Annotated in this window: 12 protein-coding genes and 2 tRNA genes; 5 read left to right on the top strand and 9 right to left on the bottom strand. The window is 70.2% G+C overall.

Features of this window, described 5'->3' with window-relative positions; genetic code table 11:
• The first annotated feature begins 14 nt into the window (after positions 1 to 14).
• The 3 genes from ACH4SI_RS09930 to ACH4SI_RS09920 all read left to right on the top strand — a co-directional run bounded on the left by ACH4SI_RS09930 (position 15) and on the right by ACH4SI_RS09920 (position 1,789).
• Positions 15 to 338 (top strand): DMT family transporter, encoded by a 324-nt coding sequence (locus ACH4SI_RS09930; RefSeq protein ID WP_398294624.1) that lies wholly within the window; start codon positions 15 to 17, stop codon positions 336 to 338.
• Positions 339 to 411: 73 nt separating this feature from the next.
• Positions 412 to 1,206, top strand: a complete 795-nt coding sequence (hisN, locus tag ACH4SI_RS09925; RefSeq protein ID WP_398294622.1) for a histidinol-phosphatase — start codon at positions 412 to 414, stop codon at positions 1,204 to 1,206.
• A gap of 190 nt (positions 1,207 to 1,396) precedes the next feature.
• Positions 1,397 to 1,789 (top strand): cyclic nucleotide-binding/CBS domain-containing protein, encoded by a 393-nt coding sequence (locus tag ACH4SI_RS09920; protein ID WP_398295223.1) that lies wholly within the window; start codon positions 1,397 to 1,399, stop codon positions 1,787 to 1,789.
• A 57-nt stretch (positions 1,790 to 1,846) separates the two neighbouring features.
• Here ACH4SI_RS09920 and ACH4SI_RS09915 read toward each other — a convergent pair whose 3' ends face one another.
• Complete coding sequence (locus ACH4SI_RS09915; protein ID WP_398294620.1) at positions 1,847 to 3,313, bottom strand: catalase; 1,467 nt, start codon at positions 3,311 to 3,313, stop codon at positions 1,847 to 1,849.
• A 181-nt stretch (positions 3,314 to 3,494) separates the two neighbouring features.
• Between ACH4SI_RS09915 and ACH4SI_RS09910 the strand changes: the two genes are divergently transcribed.
• Complete coding sequence (locus tag ACH4SI_RS09910) at positions 3,495 to 3,908, top strand: Fur family transcriptional regulator (RefSeq protein WP_398294619.1); 414 nt, start codon at positions 3,495 to 3,497, stop codon at positions 3,906 to 3,908.
• A 95-nt stretch (positions 3,909 to 4,003) separates the two neighbouring features.
• On the opposite strand, the gene ACH4SI_RS09905 is transcribed toward ACH4SI_RS09910, so the two are convergent.
• From ACH4SI_RS09905 to ACH4SI_RS09890, 4 genes are all read right to left on the bottom strand, one after another.
• A tRNA-Met gene (locus tag ACH4SI_RS09905) sits at positions 4,004 to 4,077 on the bottom strand.
• Positions 4,078 to 4,162: 85 nt separating this feature from the next.
• Entirely contained in the window at positions 4,163 to 5,974 is a 1,812-nt protein-coding gene (locus ACH4SI_RS09900; protein WP_398294617.1) for a tetratricopeptide repeat protein, read from the bottom strand.
• Between the two features lie 170 nt (positions 5,975 to 6,144).
• Positions 6,145 to 6,218: transfer RNA gene (locus ACH4SI_RS09895), tRNA-Met, on the bottom strand.
• A gap of 68 nt (positions 6,219 to 6,286) precedes the next feature.
• Positions 6,287 to 9,214, bottom strand: coding sequence for a UPF0182 family protein (locus tag ACH4SI_RS09890; protein WP_398295221.1), 2,928 nt, complete (start codon positions 9,212 to 9,214; stop codon positions 6,287 to 6,289).
• A 153-nt stretch (positions 9,215 to 9,367) separates the two neighbouring features.
• Between ACH4SI_RS09890 and ACH4SI_RS09885 the strand changes: the two genes are divergently transcribed.
• A complete protein-coding gene (locus tag ACH4SI_RS09885; protein ID WP_398294615.1) occupies positions 9,368 to 9,934 on the top strand; it encodes a PPA1309 family protein in 567 nt (188 codons plus the stop codon).
• Between the two features lie 86 nt (positions 9,935 to 10,020).
• Here the strand turns inward: ACH4SI_RS09885 and ACH4SI_RS09880 are convergent, their stop codons facing one another.
• The 4 genes from ACH4SI_RS09880 to ACH4SI_RS09865 form a co-directional block, all read right to left on the bottom strand.
• The gene (locus ACH4SI_RS09880) at positions 10,021 to 11,109 is read right to left on the bottom strand and encodes a PDZ domain-containing protein (RefSeq protein WP_398294613.1); all 1,089 of its coding nucleotides are present in this window, start codon (positions 11,107 to 11,109) and stop codon (positions 10,021 to 10,023) included.
• Between the two features lie 65 nt (positions 11,110 to 11,174).
• Positions 11,175 to 11,354, bottom strand: a complete 180-nt coding sequence (locus tag ACH4SI_RS09875; RefSeq protein ID WP_398294611.1) for a hypothetical protein — start codon at positions 11,352 to 11,354, stop codon at positions 11,175 to 11,177.
• A gap of 176 nt (positions 11,355 to 11,530) precedes the next feature.
• Positions 11,531 to 11,989, bottom strand: a complete 459-nt coding sequence (locus ACH4SI_RS09870; protein ID WP_398294609.1) for a molybdenum cofactor biosynthesis protein MoaE — start codon at positions 11,987 to 11,989, stop codon at positions 11,531 to 11,533.
• A gap of 70 nt (positions 11,990 to 12,059) precedes the next feature.
• Entirely contained in the window at positions 12,060 to 13,166 is a 1,107-nt protein-coding gene (locus ACH4SI_RS09865) for an SDR family oxidoreductase (RefSeq protein ID WP_398294607.1), read from the bottom strand.
• Positions 13,167 to 13,266: the final 100 nt, after the last annotated feature.

Raw genomic sequence — 13,266 nt, 5'->3', positions numbered from 1 at the left:
GTGAAGGAGATGCGATGGCGTGGCTGCTGGTCGTGGTCGCCGGGCTGCTGGAAACGGGCTTCGCCGTCTGCCTCAAGCTCTCGCACGGTTTCACCAGGCTCTGGCCGACGGTCGCGTTCTGCGCGTTCGCGCTCGGCAGCTTCGGGCTGCTGACGCTGTCCCTGAAGAAGCTCGACGTGGGGCCCGCGTACGCGGTGTGGACGGGCATCGGCGCGGCCGGGACGGCGATCTACGGCATGGTCTTCCTCGACGACCTGGTCTCCGTCCTGAAGATCGTCTCCATCACGCTGGTGATCATCGGCGTGGTGGGCCTCCAGCTCTCCGGCTCGGGGCACTGAGAATTGACGGCCCGCCAGATGCTGTCAAGAGCCTCCTGTGGATCGCCCGGTTCCGGATCGATACTGTTCGGCCATGGCCGACTACCACGATGACCTGCGTTTCGCCCACGTTCTGGCCGACGCCGCCGATGCCGCGACCATGGAGCGCTTCAAGGCGCTCGACCTCAAGGTCGAGACAAAACCCGACATGACGCCGGTGAGCGAAGCCGACAAGGCGGCGGAGGAGCTGATCCGCTCCCAGCTCCAGCGCGCCCGCCCGCGGGACGCGGTGCTCGGCGAGGAATTCGGCAACGAGGGCACCGGCCCGCGCCGCTGGGTGATCGATCCGATCGACGGCACCAAGAACTATGTGCGCGGGGTTCCGGTCTGGGCCACCCTGATCGCGCTCATGGAGCGCGGCGCGGGCGGCGACCGGCCGGTGGTCGGCGTGGTCTCCGCACCGGCGCTGGGCCGTCGCTGGTGGGCCGCCGAGGGGCTCGGGGCGTACACCGGCCGGAGCCTGTCGTCGGCGAGCCGGCTGCGCGTCTCGAAGGTGGCCGAGCTGGGCGACGCGTCGTTCGCGTACTCCTCGATCAGCGGCTGGGAGGAGCGCGGCAGACTGAACGGCTTCCTCGATCTGACCCGCGCCTGCTGGCGCACCCGTGGCTACGGCGACTTCTGGCCGTACATGATGGTCGCCGAGGGATCGGTGGACCTGTGCGCCGAACCGGAACTCTCCCTGTGGGACATGGCGGCGAACGCGGTGATCGTCCAGGAGGCGGGCGGCCGCTTCACCGGACTCGACGGCGTACCGGGCCCGAACAGCGGTGACGCGGCGGCGTCCAATGGGCTGCTGCACGAGGAACTGCTGGATTACCTGCGGCCGTAGGGCCGGCCGCAGGGCTGTCAAGCGGAGCGTACGGGCGCGCTGAGCGGTAGATCGGCTTCCGCGCGCCCTTGTTGTGTCCACCGGAGCATGTGAACATGAGAATCCAAAGCCTTGTGAACTTGTGAATCCGTTCTCGAATGCGCGCCGGCGCACGGCGGATTCCCTCAAGGAGGTGGCTCCATCCATGCCCGTGTACGTCCGTGACGCCATGAGCTCGGTGGTCCTCACCATCGGACCAGCACATACGCTCCGTCAGGCCGCGAGGCTGATGTCGGCCCGTCGGGTCGGGTCGGCCGTCGTGCTCGACCCCGACACCAGCGGCCTCGGCATCCTCACCGAGCGGGACATCCTCAACTCCCTCGGCGCGGACCAGGACCCGGACCACGAGACCGCGCACGCCCACACCACCGCCGACGCCGTCTTCGCCACCCCCGGGTGGACGCTGGAGGAGGCGGCCCGCACGATGAGCCAGGGCGGCTTCCGCCACCTCATCGTGCTGGAGGCGGGCGAACCGGTCGGGGTGGTGTCGGTGCGCGACATCATCCGCTGCTGGACCCCGGCCCGGCAGCCCGCGCTGGCCTGACACGGAGAGGCCGGAGCCCCATGGCGTCCGGCCTCTCCGGTGTGTACGGCAAGCGCCCTAGCCGCGCAGGGCCTGGACCGCGGCCTCCAGCCGCTTGCCGTAGTCCGCGTCCGCCTTGCGGAAGTTCTCGATCGCCCGCTGCGCGATGTCGTCGCGGGAGACCTGCGCGATGAAGCCCGCGAGGTTCGCGATCAGGCGCCCCTTCTCCTCGTCCGACATCAGCCGGTAGAGGGTGCCCGCCTGGCCGAAGTCGTCGTCCTCGGCGTGCGAGGGCGCCTCGTGGTCACCGGTCACGCCGCTGACCGCGGACGGCTGCCACAGCGGCCGGCCGGTCTGCGCCGGTCCGCCGAAGCTGTTCGGCTCGTAGTTCTTCGCGCCCGCGTGACGGCCGTCGTACAGCGCGCCGTCGCGGCCGTGGGTGCGCGCCTCGGTGGCGTGCGGGCGGTTCACCGGCAGCTGGTCGGCGTTGATGCCGACGCGGTAGCGATGGGCGTCGCCGTACGCGAAGAGACGGCCCTGCAGCATCTTGTCCGGGGACGGGCCGATGCCGGGCACCAGATGGGCGGGCGAGAAGATCGACTGCTCGACCTCGGCGAAGATGTTCCGCGGGTTGCGGTTCAGCTCCAGCGTGCCGATCTCGATCGGCGGGTAGTCCTCGTGCGGCCAGACCTTGGTCAGGTCGAACGGGTTGAAGCGGTAGTGCGCCGCGTCCTCCGCCGGCATGATCTGCACCTGGACGGTCCAGGTCGGGAAGTCGCCGCGCTCGATGGACTCGCGCAGGTCGCGCTGGTGGCTGTCCGCGTCCCGGCCCGCGAGCTCCGCGGCCTCTTCCGAGGTCAGGTTCTTGATGCCCTGGTCGGTCTTGAAGTGGTACTTGACCCAGAAGACCTCGCCCGCGGCGTTGTTCCACTGGTAGGTGTGCGAACCGTACCCGTTCATGTGGCGGTACGAGGCGGGAATGCCGCGGTCGCCGAACAGCCAGGTCACCTGGTGGGTGGACTCGGGCGACAGGCCCCAGAAGTCCCAGACGCCGTCCGCCTCCTGCGAGCCCGTGTACGGGTCGCGTTTCTGGGTGTGGATGAAGTCGGGGAACTTGATGGCGTCCTTGATGAAGAACACCGGGGTGTTGTTCCCCACCAGGTCGTAGTTGCCGTCCTCGGTGTAGAACTTCAGCGCGAAGCCGCGCGGGTCGCGCACCGCGTCCGCCGAGCCGAGGTTGCCCGCGACGGTCGAGAAGCGGAGGAACGTCTCGGTCTGCTTGCCGACCTCGGAGAGGAACGCCGCGCGGGTCCACCGGGAGACGTCGCGGGTCAGCGTGAAGGTGCCGTACGCACCGGCGCCGCGCGCGTGGACGACCCGCTCCGGGATCCGCTCGCGGTTGAAGTGGGCGAGCTTCTCGATCAGGTGCTGGTCCTGGATCAGGACCGGACCGGCCGCGCCCGCCGTCTGGCTGTTCTGGTTGTCCGCCACCGGAGCCCCGGACTCCGTGGTCAGCGGACCCGTGATGTTGTCCTGCACCGTCACCGTGCGCCTCCTGCGTGCTCGCGTCCCGTCCCCGGGCCGGGTCGAACTCGACCTCATTCGATCTGACTCGATCCTACATTGGACATTGTCTAAGTCAAGAAGACCTTGAGACCGATACCCGATCCGGTCATGGATCCGGCCACTGCTACCCTTGTCCTTATCTGACTGATAGGTGAATGGCATGAGTGACCTGCTGAAACGACTCCGGGGGCGCGGCTGGCGGCTGACCGCGCAGCGGCGCGTCGTCGCCGAGGTCCTCGACGGGGACCACGTGCACTACACCGCCGACGAGGTACACGCGCTGGCGGCCGACCGCCTGCCCGAGATCTCCCGTGCGACGGTCTACAACACCCTCGGCGAGCTGGTCTCGCTCGGCGAGGTGATCGAGGTCAGCACGGACGGCCGGGCGAAGCGTTACGACCCGAACGCGCACCACGCGCACCAGCACCTGGTGTGCGCGCGCTGCGGCACGATCCGCGACGTCCACCCCGTCGGCGACCCGCTGGCCGACCTGCCCGCACAGGAACGCTTCGGCTTCGCGGTCTCCGCGGCCGAGGTGACCTACCGCGGGATCTGCCCCGACTGCGCGGCCTGACCGCACCCCGCGGTCCGGCGGCCGGCCGGCCGCCGAAGGGGTATCGCACACATGACGAAGGGCCCGGATCCTGGGATCCGGGCCCTTCGTTCTCGTAGCGGGGACAGGATTTGAACCTGCGACCTCTGGGTTATGAGCCCAGCGAGCTACCGAGCTGCTCCACCCCGCGTCGGTGTGAAGCAACTTTAACCCGAGGCCAACGCCAGGAGCAAACCGGTTACCCGGGCGTCACCGCGAAGGCTCCGCCGCGGGCTCTACGCGGTCAGCTCCTGCTGCAGCGCGTCCCGCAGCCGGGCCGCCCGCTCGGCGACCTCCGCCGGGCCCAGCTCGACCGCCCGGGCGCACCACCGCTGCCCCTCGGTCAGCGCGCCGCGACGGGCCGCGAGCAGCGCCAGGCGCAGCGCGGCGCGGCCGTGCCCGGCCCCGGCCGCGCGCGTCCACCACAGGGCGGCCTCCGGCTCGCTGCCCTCGCGGGCCAGCAGCAGCCCCAGGTTGAACGCGCCGTTGCTGCTGCCCGCCTCGGCGGCCATCCGGTACCAGCGGGCGGCCTCGACCACCTCGCCCCGGGCGGCCGCGAGCATGCCGACGCGCACCTGGGCGCGCCGGTGGCCCTGGTGGGCGGCCCGCTCGTACCACTCCTCGTACTCGGGCACGGTGCCGTCGTCCGGCGCGACCGGGAACTGCGTCCCCGAGCTGAAGCCGGCGCCGGTCGCCGCGGGGTCGCCGCCCACCGACGAGCGGTCCAGCAGCGCCGCCAGCCGGAAGGCGGCCTCGGCGCTGCCGCCGCCCGCGGCGCAGCGCAGATGGCGCTCGGCCGCCTGGTGGTCGCCCTCCCGCAGCAGGGCGATGCCGACCTGGAGGGCGGCCTCGGTGTGCCCGGCGGCCGCGGCCCGCTCGTACCACTGCCGGGCGGCCCGCTCCTCGTCCCGGCCCGCGTACAGGATGCCGAGGTTGAACGCGGCGTCCACGCTGCCCGCCTCGGCGGCCTTGGAGAACCACGGCTCGGCGCCCGCCGCGTCGCCGCGCTGGAGCAGCAGCACGGCGACCGCGTTGGCGGCCTCGCGGTGCCCGGCGTAGGCGGCGCGGCGGTACCACTGCTCGGCCTGGGCGGTCCGGCCCTGCTCGGCGCAGAGCAGGCCGAGGTTGTACGCGCCGTTGATGTCCCCGGCGTCCAGGGCGGCCCGGTACCAGCGCTCGGCGGTCTGGGTCTCGCCGCGGTCGGCGTGCAGCGCGCCCAGGGCATTGGCCGCGTTGCCGTCGCCGTCCTGGGCGGCGCGGTGCCACCAGACGGCGGCGCTGTCGGTGTCGCCCGCGTCGCGCAGCAGGAAGGCGAGGGCGCAGGCGGCGCGCGGCTCGCCGTCCTTGGCGGACGTCAGGTACCAGCGGCCCGCCTCCTGGGTCTCGCCGCGCTTCTCCAGCAGCGTGCCGAGGCAGAGCGCGGCGCGCCGGTGGCCACGCGCGGCGGCCTGCCGGTACCACTGCTCGGCCTCCTCCGGCTCCGCGTCGGCGGCGGGCCGGCCGCGCTCCTCCTCGCTGTGGTCCAGCAGCCGGGCGAGGCGGTACGCGGCCTCGCGGTGGCCGCGCTCGGCCGCCGTGCGGAACCACCGCTCGGCGCCGATGTCGCTGCGGTGGTCGAGCAGGTCGGCGAGGGCGTACGCGCCCAGGGTGTGGCCGGATTCGGCGGACTGGCGCAGCCAGTACTCGGCGGCGGGTTCGTCGCCGCGCTCGCGGTGGTGGCGGCCGAGGGCGTGCGCGGCAGCGGCGGACCCGGCGACGGCTGCGATGCGCCACCAGCCGGCCGCCTCGTCGGCGTACCCGCGCTGGTGGAGGAGGACGCCGAGGTTGTTGGCGGCGGCGCGGTCGCCCGCGGCCGTGGCGCCGCGCAGATACGGCTCGGCGCCGTCGAGGTCGCCGCGGCGCAGCAGCAGCGCGCCGAGGGCGCTCATGGACGCCGTATCGCCGGACTCGGCCGCACGGCGGTGCCGTGTCTCTTCCTCGGCATCGTCATGCGTGTGCGCAAAACGCCCTGTCTCCAACAGACTGACCCTGTCCCCCATAAATTCCATCGTGTCATCACCCGCGTCCGGCGTACACCTGGTATACCGCAGCCAGCGAGGTCACTTCAGCGTTTTGTCGACTTGCCCACAGAGAGACAACCCAAACGCTTGTATCTCGAATCGTTGAGTAGACACACAAAGAGGCCCGGATCCTTGCGGATCCGGGCCTCGTCTGTCAGTAGCGGGGACAGGATTTGAACCTGCGACCTCTGGGTTATGAGCCCAGCGAGCTACCGAGCTGCTCCACCCCGCGTCGTCGTGTCACTACCGTACCACGGCACGGGGCACCTCCTTCTCGGTCGTTTCCCCTGGTCGCGGGGGTCAGCCGCCCTTGTTGTCGCCGCTCTGGCTCTGCGGCTGGTTCTGCTTCGCCCCCTGCTTCTCGGCGGCCTTCTGCTCCGCCTTGGCCGCCTTGTCCAGCGCCTCCTTGAGGTTCTCCTGGGCCTTGCCGTACGCGTCCCAGTCCTGCGGGCTCTTCTCGAGCGCCTTCTGGCTGTCCTCCCAGGCCGTCTGGGCGTCCTCCAGCGCGGCCCGCACCGTGGGGTCGGCGCTCGGCTTCCCGGTGCCGTCGTCCGGCGGCTGCTGCCCGTCGGGCGACTCCTCGCCGAAGACCGCGTCCAGCGCCTCGGGCAGGGTGTTCTTGAAGGCGGGCTCGTTGCCGTTGTAGGAGACGCCGACCTTCTTCAGCAGCGGGTAGTTGGAGTTGCCGCCACGCGCGTACACCGGCTCGATATAGAGGAAGCCCCCGTTGAACGGCACCGTCAGCAGGTTGCCGTACTCGATGTCCGAGTCGGTGCCCCGGAGGTTCCGTACGAACTCGGCCACTTCGGGGGTGCCGTTCAGCTTGCTCTGCACCTGCTGTGGACCGGGCACGTCATTGGTGACCTTCAGCATTCTTATCGTGCCGTAGTCCTTGGACTGGGCATCGGCGTCGACGGACATGAACGCCCCGAGCGTGGGCCGCCCGTTGGGGGTGAAGGTCGTCGTCAGCGAGAACGCCTGCCTCCGCTGATCCGGCATCTTCATGCTCAGGTAGTACGGCGGGACCGCGCTGCCGTCCTTGCGGGTCGGGTCGTCCGGCACCTGCCAGGCGTCACTGCCGCTGTAGAACTGCTGCGGGTCGGTGACGTGGTAGCGGGTCAGCAGCTCGCGCTGGACCTTGAACAGGTCCTGCGGATACCGCAGATGCTCCTTGAGCTGGCCGCTGATCGCGCTCTTCGGCTTGACCGTCCCCGGGAACGCCTTCTCCCAGGTCTTCAGCACCGGGTCCTTGGTGTCCCACTCGTAGAGATCGACGGAGCCGTCGTAGGCGTCGACGGTCGCCTTCACCGAGTTCCGGATGTAGTTGACCTTGTTCTGCTGGGCGACCACCGAGCGGTCCTGACCGCTCAGCGAGTCGGCCGTGCTGTCGCCCAGGGTGGTCCGCGACGCGTACGGGTAGCCGTTGGTGGTGGTGTACGCGTCAACGACCCACTTGATACGCCCGTCGACCACCGCCGGGTAGGCGTCCCCGTCGATGGTCAGCCACGGGGCGACCTTCTCGACGCGCTCCTTGGGCGTGCGGTTGTAGAGGATCCGCGAACCCTCGCCAATGGCACCGGAGTAGAGGATCTGCGGCTCGCCGAACGCCACCGCGTAGGCGGCGCGGTTGACCGGGTTGGAGAGGCTGACCCCGCTCTTGCCCTTGTAGCTGGTGGTCTTCTCGCCGTTGTCCTCGTAGTCCAGCTCCTTCTGCGGGCCGCCCACTATCGAGTACTGATTGGTCTTCTCGCCGTAGTAGACCTGCTGGCGGTAGGTGCGCAGCCCGGGCTTCCCGCTGGTGGGCAGACCCGCCTCGGTGAAGTCCGGGGCGCCCTGCTGGTCCGCCTCGGGGTCCGGGCTGGTGCCCTTGGCCGCGATCATGCCGTAGCCGTGGGTGTAGGTGAAGTGGTCGTTGATCCAGTTCCGCTTCGGCACACCGGCGAGGTTCAGCTCGCGCACACCGACGACGGTGTCCTGATCCTTGCCGTTGGCGTCCTTGTAGCGGTCGACGTCCAGCGTCGACGGGAACTGGTAGTACTTCCGCTTCTGCTGGAGCTGCTGGAAGGTCGGCGAGACGACACTCGGGTCGATCAGCCGGTAGCTGGCCGTCGAGTCGGCGGTCTGGCGCAGCTGGGTGCTGGCCTTGTCGTCGGTCTTGCCGCTGTAGTCCGCCACCTTGGACTCATCGATGCCGTACGCCTTGCGCGTGGCCTCGATGTTCTTCTTGATGTACGGCGACTCCTTGGCCTGCTCGTTCGGCTCGACCTGGAACTTCTGCACGATGGCCGGGTAGAGCCCGCCGATCAGGATCGCCGACAGCACCATCAGCCCGAAGCCGATCACCGGAAGCTGCCAGGTGCGCCGCCACAGCGTCGCGAAGAACAGCAGCGCGCAGATGACCGCGATGCAGAAGAGGATCGTCTTGGCGGGCAGATAGGCGTTGGCGTCGACGTAGCGCAGACCCGTCCAGTTGCCCGTCGCCTTGAAGTCGCTGGACTTCACCGCCAGGCCGTACCGGTCCAGCCAGTACGCCACCGCCTTGAGCGCCACGAAGACGCCCACCAGCACCGACAGATGGCCGGTGGCCGCGCCGGTCGCCCTGGCCCCCGGGCTGGTGACGCGCAGGCCCCCGTAGAGGTAGTGCACCAGGGCCGCGGCGATCAGGGAGAGCACCGTGGCCGCGAAGCCGAAGCTCAGCAGGAAGCGGTACCAGGGCAGGTCGAAGGCGAAGAAGGACACGTCCTTGTGGAACTCCGCGTCCTTCTGGCCGAAGGGCACGCTGTTGACCCACAGCAGCCACAGCCGCCACTGGCCGGCCGCGGAGGCCCCGGCGATCAGCCCGACCAGCGCGGTGACCGCGAGCAGCACCCACTTCTTGAACGGGGCGATGCCCATCCGGTACCGGTCGAGGTTCTGCTGCTCCATCGACATCGCACTCAGCGGCGGCCGCAGCCGGTGCGCGAGCCAGACGTTGACCCCGACGGCCGTCGACATCAACAGGCCGAAGACGAAGAACAGCCCGATCTTTGTCCGGAGGGTGGTGCTGAAGACCGAGGAGTAATGAAGCGAGCGATACCAGAGCCAATCCGTCCAAAACCCCGCGAACATGACGAAGAGCATGGCCAGCACGGCCAGCACACCCAGGGTCATGAACAGGGTCCGGACTCGCCGGGACGGTCGGCCCACTCTGATCCGCGGTCCCGTCGGGCCTCCGCCGCGGTCCGGCATCTGGAAAGCCAAGGTGCGCACCTCGAAGTTCGCTGTTGTCTGTGTTGTCTGTACGGGCTCTGACGGGCCCGGACAGTAGGGCCCACCTGATGCAACTTACTCAGGCTTTACTCAGTTCCCGATTCCGGGTCCGATCAGGGCACGATATGAACCATGTCCAACGCAACCCCCGGTACCGGCCCCCTTGCCGCGAATCCCCTCACCCGCGCCGTCCTGGAAATCGACGAGTACGCCTCCGGGCTCGGCTGGGACCAGCCCGCCCGGCTCTTCGCCCTCGTCGACACCGCCCAGCTGCGCTCCCAGGAGCCCGAGCTGGCCGGTCAGCTCGGGCTCGACGAGGAGGGTGACGAGCCCGCGGCGGCCCTCACCCCCATCGAACAGGACGAGCTGCCCTCGCAGGCCCCGCTCGACGAATTCCTTGCCACCATCGCCTGGCCCGACGCCGTGATCGGCTGCGCCATGACCGTGGAGCGGCTGATGCTGCCGCCGTCCGCCGAGTCCTCCGTCCCGAAGGACCTGGACGACGCCCAGCTGGCGTCCTGGGTCGCGGAGCACCCGGAACGCCAGGAGGTCCGGATGACGGTCGCCGTGCTGCGGGACGGGGAGCGCGAGTCGGCGGTGCGGCTGCGCGAGAAGGACTCCCCGGCCGAGGTACTGACCGGCTCCGGCCTGGTGCCGGGGCTCGCCGACGCGCTGGCAGCCACCTTCGCCACCGACTGACGTCCCCGCAGGGCTGGAGCGGTACGACGCGAGGCGGCCGCCGGACCAGGAGTCCGGCGGCCGCCTCGTGTGGTCGTACGGACCGCTCAGCCCGCGGCGCACCGGGGCAGGCCGGCGGTGTCTCCCGAGCGGATCTTCTTGAGGGCCTTCAGCGCGTCGTCGATGGTGTGCACCTTCACCAGCCGCAGGCCGTCCGGCACGTCCTTGGCCGCCGCCGCGCAGTTCTCCTTCGGGGTGAGGAAGAAGCGGGCGCCGGCCTCGCGGGCGCCGATCGTCTTCATCTCGATCCCGCCGATCGGGCCCACGACGCCCTTGTCGTCGATGGTGCCGGTGCCCGCGATGAACTTCCCGCCGGTCAGGTCGCCCTCCTTCGACACCCGGTCCACGATGCCGAGGGCGAACATCAGACCGGCGCTCGGCCCGCCCACGTCGGCCAGCTTGATGTCGATCTTGAACGGGAAGGCGTAGTCGATCCCGGCCTGGATGCCGACGATGGCCCGGCCGCCGGCCTTCTTGGTGGTGATCGCGATCTGCTTCTCGCCGGTCGGCCGCTTGCCGCTCTTCTCGGCCGCCGCGGCCACCTTGGCCGGGATGATCGAGAAGGTCACCTTCTCGCCCGGCTTGTGCTTGGTGACCAGCTTGGCGACGTTGCCGGGCTCGCGCACCGCGGTGCCGTCGACCGACTTGATCACGTCGCCCGCGTGCAGCTTGCCCTGGGACGGGCTGCCCTTGACGACGGCGCCCACGATCACCTGGGAGGTGACCTTCCGGTGCAGCGCCCTGAGCGCCGCGACCTTGGCGCTCTCCTGGGACTGGCTGAATTCCTCCGCGTTCTGCTGGTTCACCTGGTCCGGGGTTTTGTCGTCCGGATAGAGGGTGGCGTGCGGCACCACCACATTGTCGTGGGAGAGCCAGCCGTAGACGGCCTCCACGAGATTCATCCGGTACTCGGATCCGGTGACCCGGACCGTCGTCATGTTGAGGTGCCCCCCGGTGGTCTCACAGCCCTTGTGGCCGGAGATCTGCAGCACGCATTCGCCGTTGTGTTCGCCCAGCGTGTTGTACGTCGGCCCCGGTGACATCTCCGCGTACGGCACCGGGATCAGCACACCGGCGCACAGCAGCGCGATCAGCATCAGTAGGGAGGCGAGCATCGTCGCGGTGCGGCGTGGCATGGAACGACAGTACGGGACGCGTACGGCAGTCCACTCCCGGGGCCGTCCGTACGAGGGGCCGGGACTCAGGCCGCCGCGTCCGTATCCGCACGCGCGCGCTCCATTGCCTCTCGGAACCGTGTATATCCGGCCAGTTCCTCGACGTCCCCCACGCTCTTGCGGTTGTTGCGCGCGGCCCAACCGGCATAGAGCGTGGCGGCTATCGCCGCGAGAACGGGAATGAGCAACCAGAGAAGCGCTCCCATAGCGGCCTCCCGACCCCTTTTAAGCACCGCGACTGACAGATGAGCAGATTAATCCTCCGCGAGGTCAACGCTCACGGCAGGGTGGGGGTTACGCAAGTGGAGTACACCATTCCGAGTGGACTCCATGGCGTAACTGTTATCCCGCCCCACCAGGCGCTGTCAGTTTCGCGTGCCCGCTACGCGCCGACCCATTCTTCGGTCCCGTCCGCGAACGTCTGGTGCTTCCAGATCGGGACCTCGCTCTTGAGGTCGTCGATCAGGCGGCGGCAGGCGGCGAACGCCTCCGCGCGGTGCGGACACGAAACCGCCACGACAACGGCCAGATCGCCGATCTCCAGATCGCCGACCCGGTGGACGGCGGCCAGCGCCCGCACCGGGAAGTCGGCCGCGACCTTCTCGGCCACCCGCCGCAGCTCGGCCTCGGCGCTCGGATGCGCGGAGTAACCGAGGGCGCCCACATCCGCGCCCCCGTCGTGATTGCGCACGGTGCCCACGAAGAGCGCCGTACCGCCCGCCGCGGGGTCGCCGACCGCCCCGAACACCTCGTCCACCGACAGCGGGGTCTCGCGCACCGCGAGCAGGCGGATGGGGTCGGCTGCCGCGCCCTCGCCGGGATGATCGTACGTCTGTGCCATGTCGTCCATCGTGCCGTATGCCGTCCCGTCGTGGCGGACCTGTCGAGATGGGCTGCCGGATCGCGTGGACCTAGCGGCGGCGCGCCTTGCGGGCGCGGCGCACGATCGCGGCGGTGCCCACCAGGGCGACCGTCGCACCCGCGGCGCCCAGCGTGGTGGCGTCCTTGCGGCCCAGCCGCCGCCCGGCGACCGTATGCCGCCCGGAGACCTCCTCCAGCAGCTCGGCCAGCACCTCCTCATTGGTCCACCGGGGCCGCCAGCCCGCCGCGTGCAGCCTGCTGCCACTGACCGCCCAGGGGTGCATCGTGTACGCGAGGTCCCCGGCCGGGGACGGGGTCAGGCCCAGCCGGTGCAGCCGGGAGGCGGCGCCGAGGGCGACCGCCGACGGCAGCTCCATGCGCCGGATCCCGGACAGCTCCTCGACCTCGTCCTGCTCCAGCCAGCCGTCGCAGCCGACCGCCAGCTCCCCCTCGACCTTCTCCAGCGCGGCGTACTCCAGCGCGCTGACCAGGTCTTCCATATGGCAGAACTGCCAGGTGGGACGGGATCCCGCGACCACCAGCAGCCGGGGCGACTCGAAGTAGCGGGTGAGCGCGGTGTCCGTGCCGCCGACCAGGATGGCGGGGCGTACGACGGTCACGTTCAGCCCCGGGTGCGCCCGGGGCGCGCGCTCCCCCAGCCGCTCGATCTCGAGCAGGTCACCGACTCCGGTGGCCTCGGCGGTGGCCCGCAGCTCCGCGTCCTCGGCGAGCGGAACATCGTTGTCGGCGAGCGCGCCGTAGACCATCGCGGAGGTGCACAGCACCACCCGGTGGACCCCGGCGGCCGCGGCCGCGGTCAGCACGGTCTGGGTGCCGCGCACGTTGTAGGCGGTGCGCGCGGCGGGGTCGGTGCCCAAGTCCAGGTCGACGGCGAGATGCACGACGACGTCGGCCCCGCGCAGCTTCTCGGCGATGGCCGGATCGCGCACGTCCAGCACATGCCACTGCGCCTCGGTCACCTCGCCGCGCCGCTCGTCGAGGGCCAGCACCTGCTTGATCTCTTCGGACTCCGCGAGCCGCTGCGTGAGCAGGGCGCCGGGGCCCGAGGCGGCACCGGTGACCGCCACGACAGGTCGTCGTGCGGTACGGGCCTTGGCGTTTCGCGCAGCGCGAACTTCTCGGTCTGGGGAACTCACCGGGCGTCTCCAGCGGTTGTCTTCAGTACGCAGCGCGTGCACACGTACGTACCAGGTAACGCCCATCCTGCCGCAGCGCGGCGATCAGCGAAGCACTGAG

The organism is Streptomyces sp. NPDC021212, assembly GCF_044332925.1.
In the GTDB taxonomy this organism is placed as follows: domain Bacteria; phylum Actinomycetota; class Actinomycetes; order Streptomycetales; family Streptomycetaceae; genus Streptomyces.
Note: the sequence above shows the minus strand (reverse complement) of the source record. Positions and strands in the feature narration are given on the sequence as shown.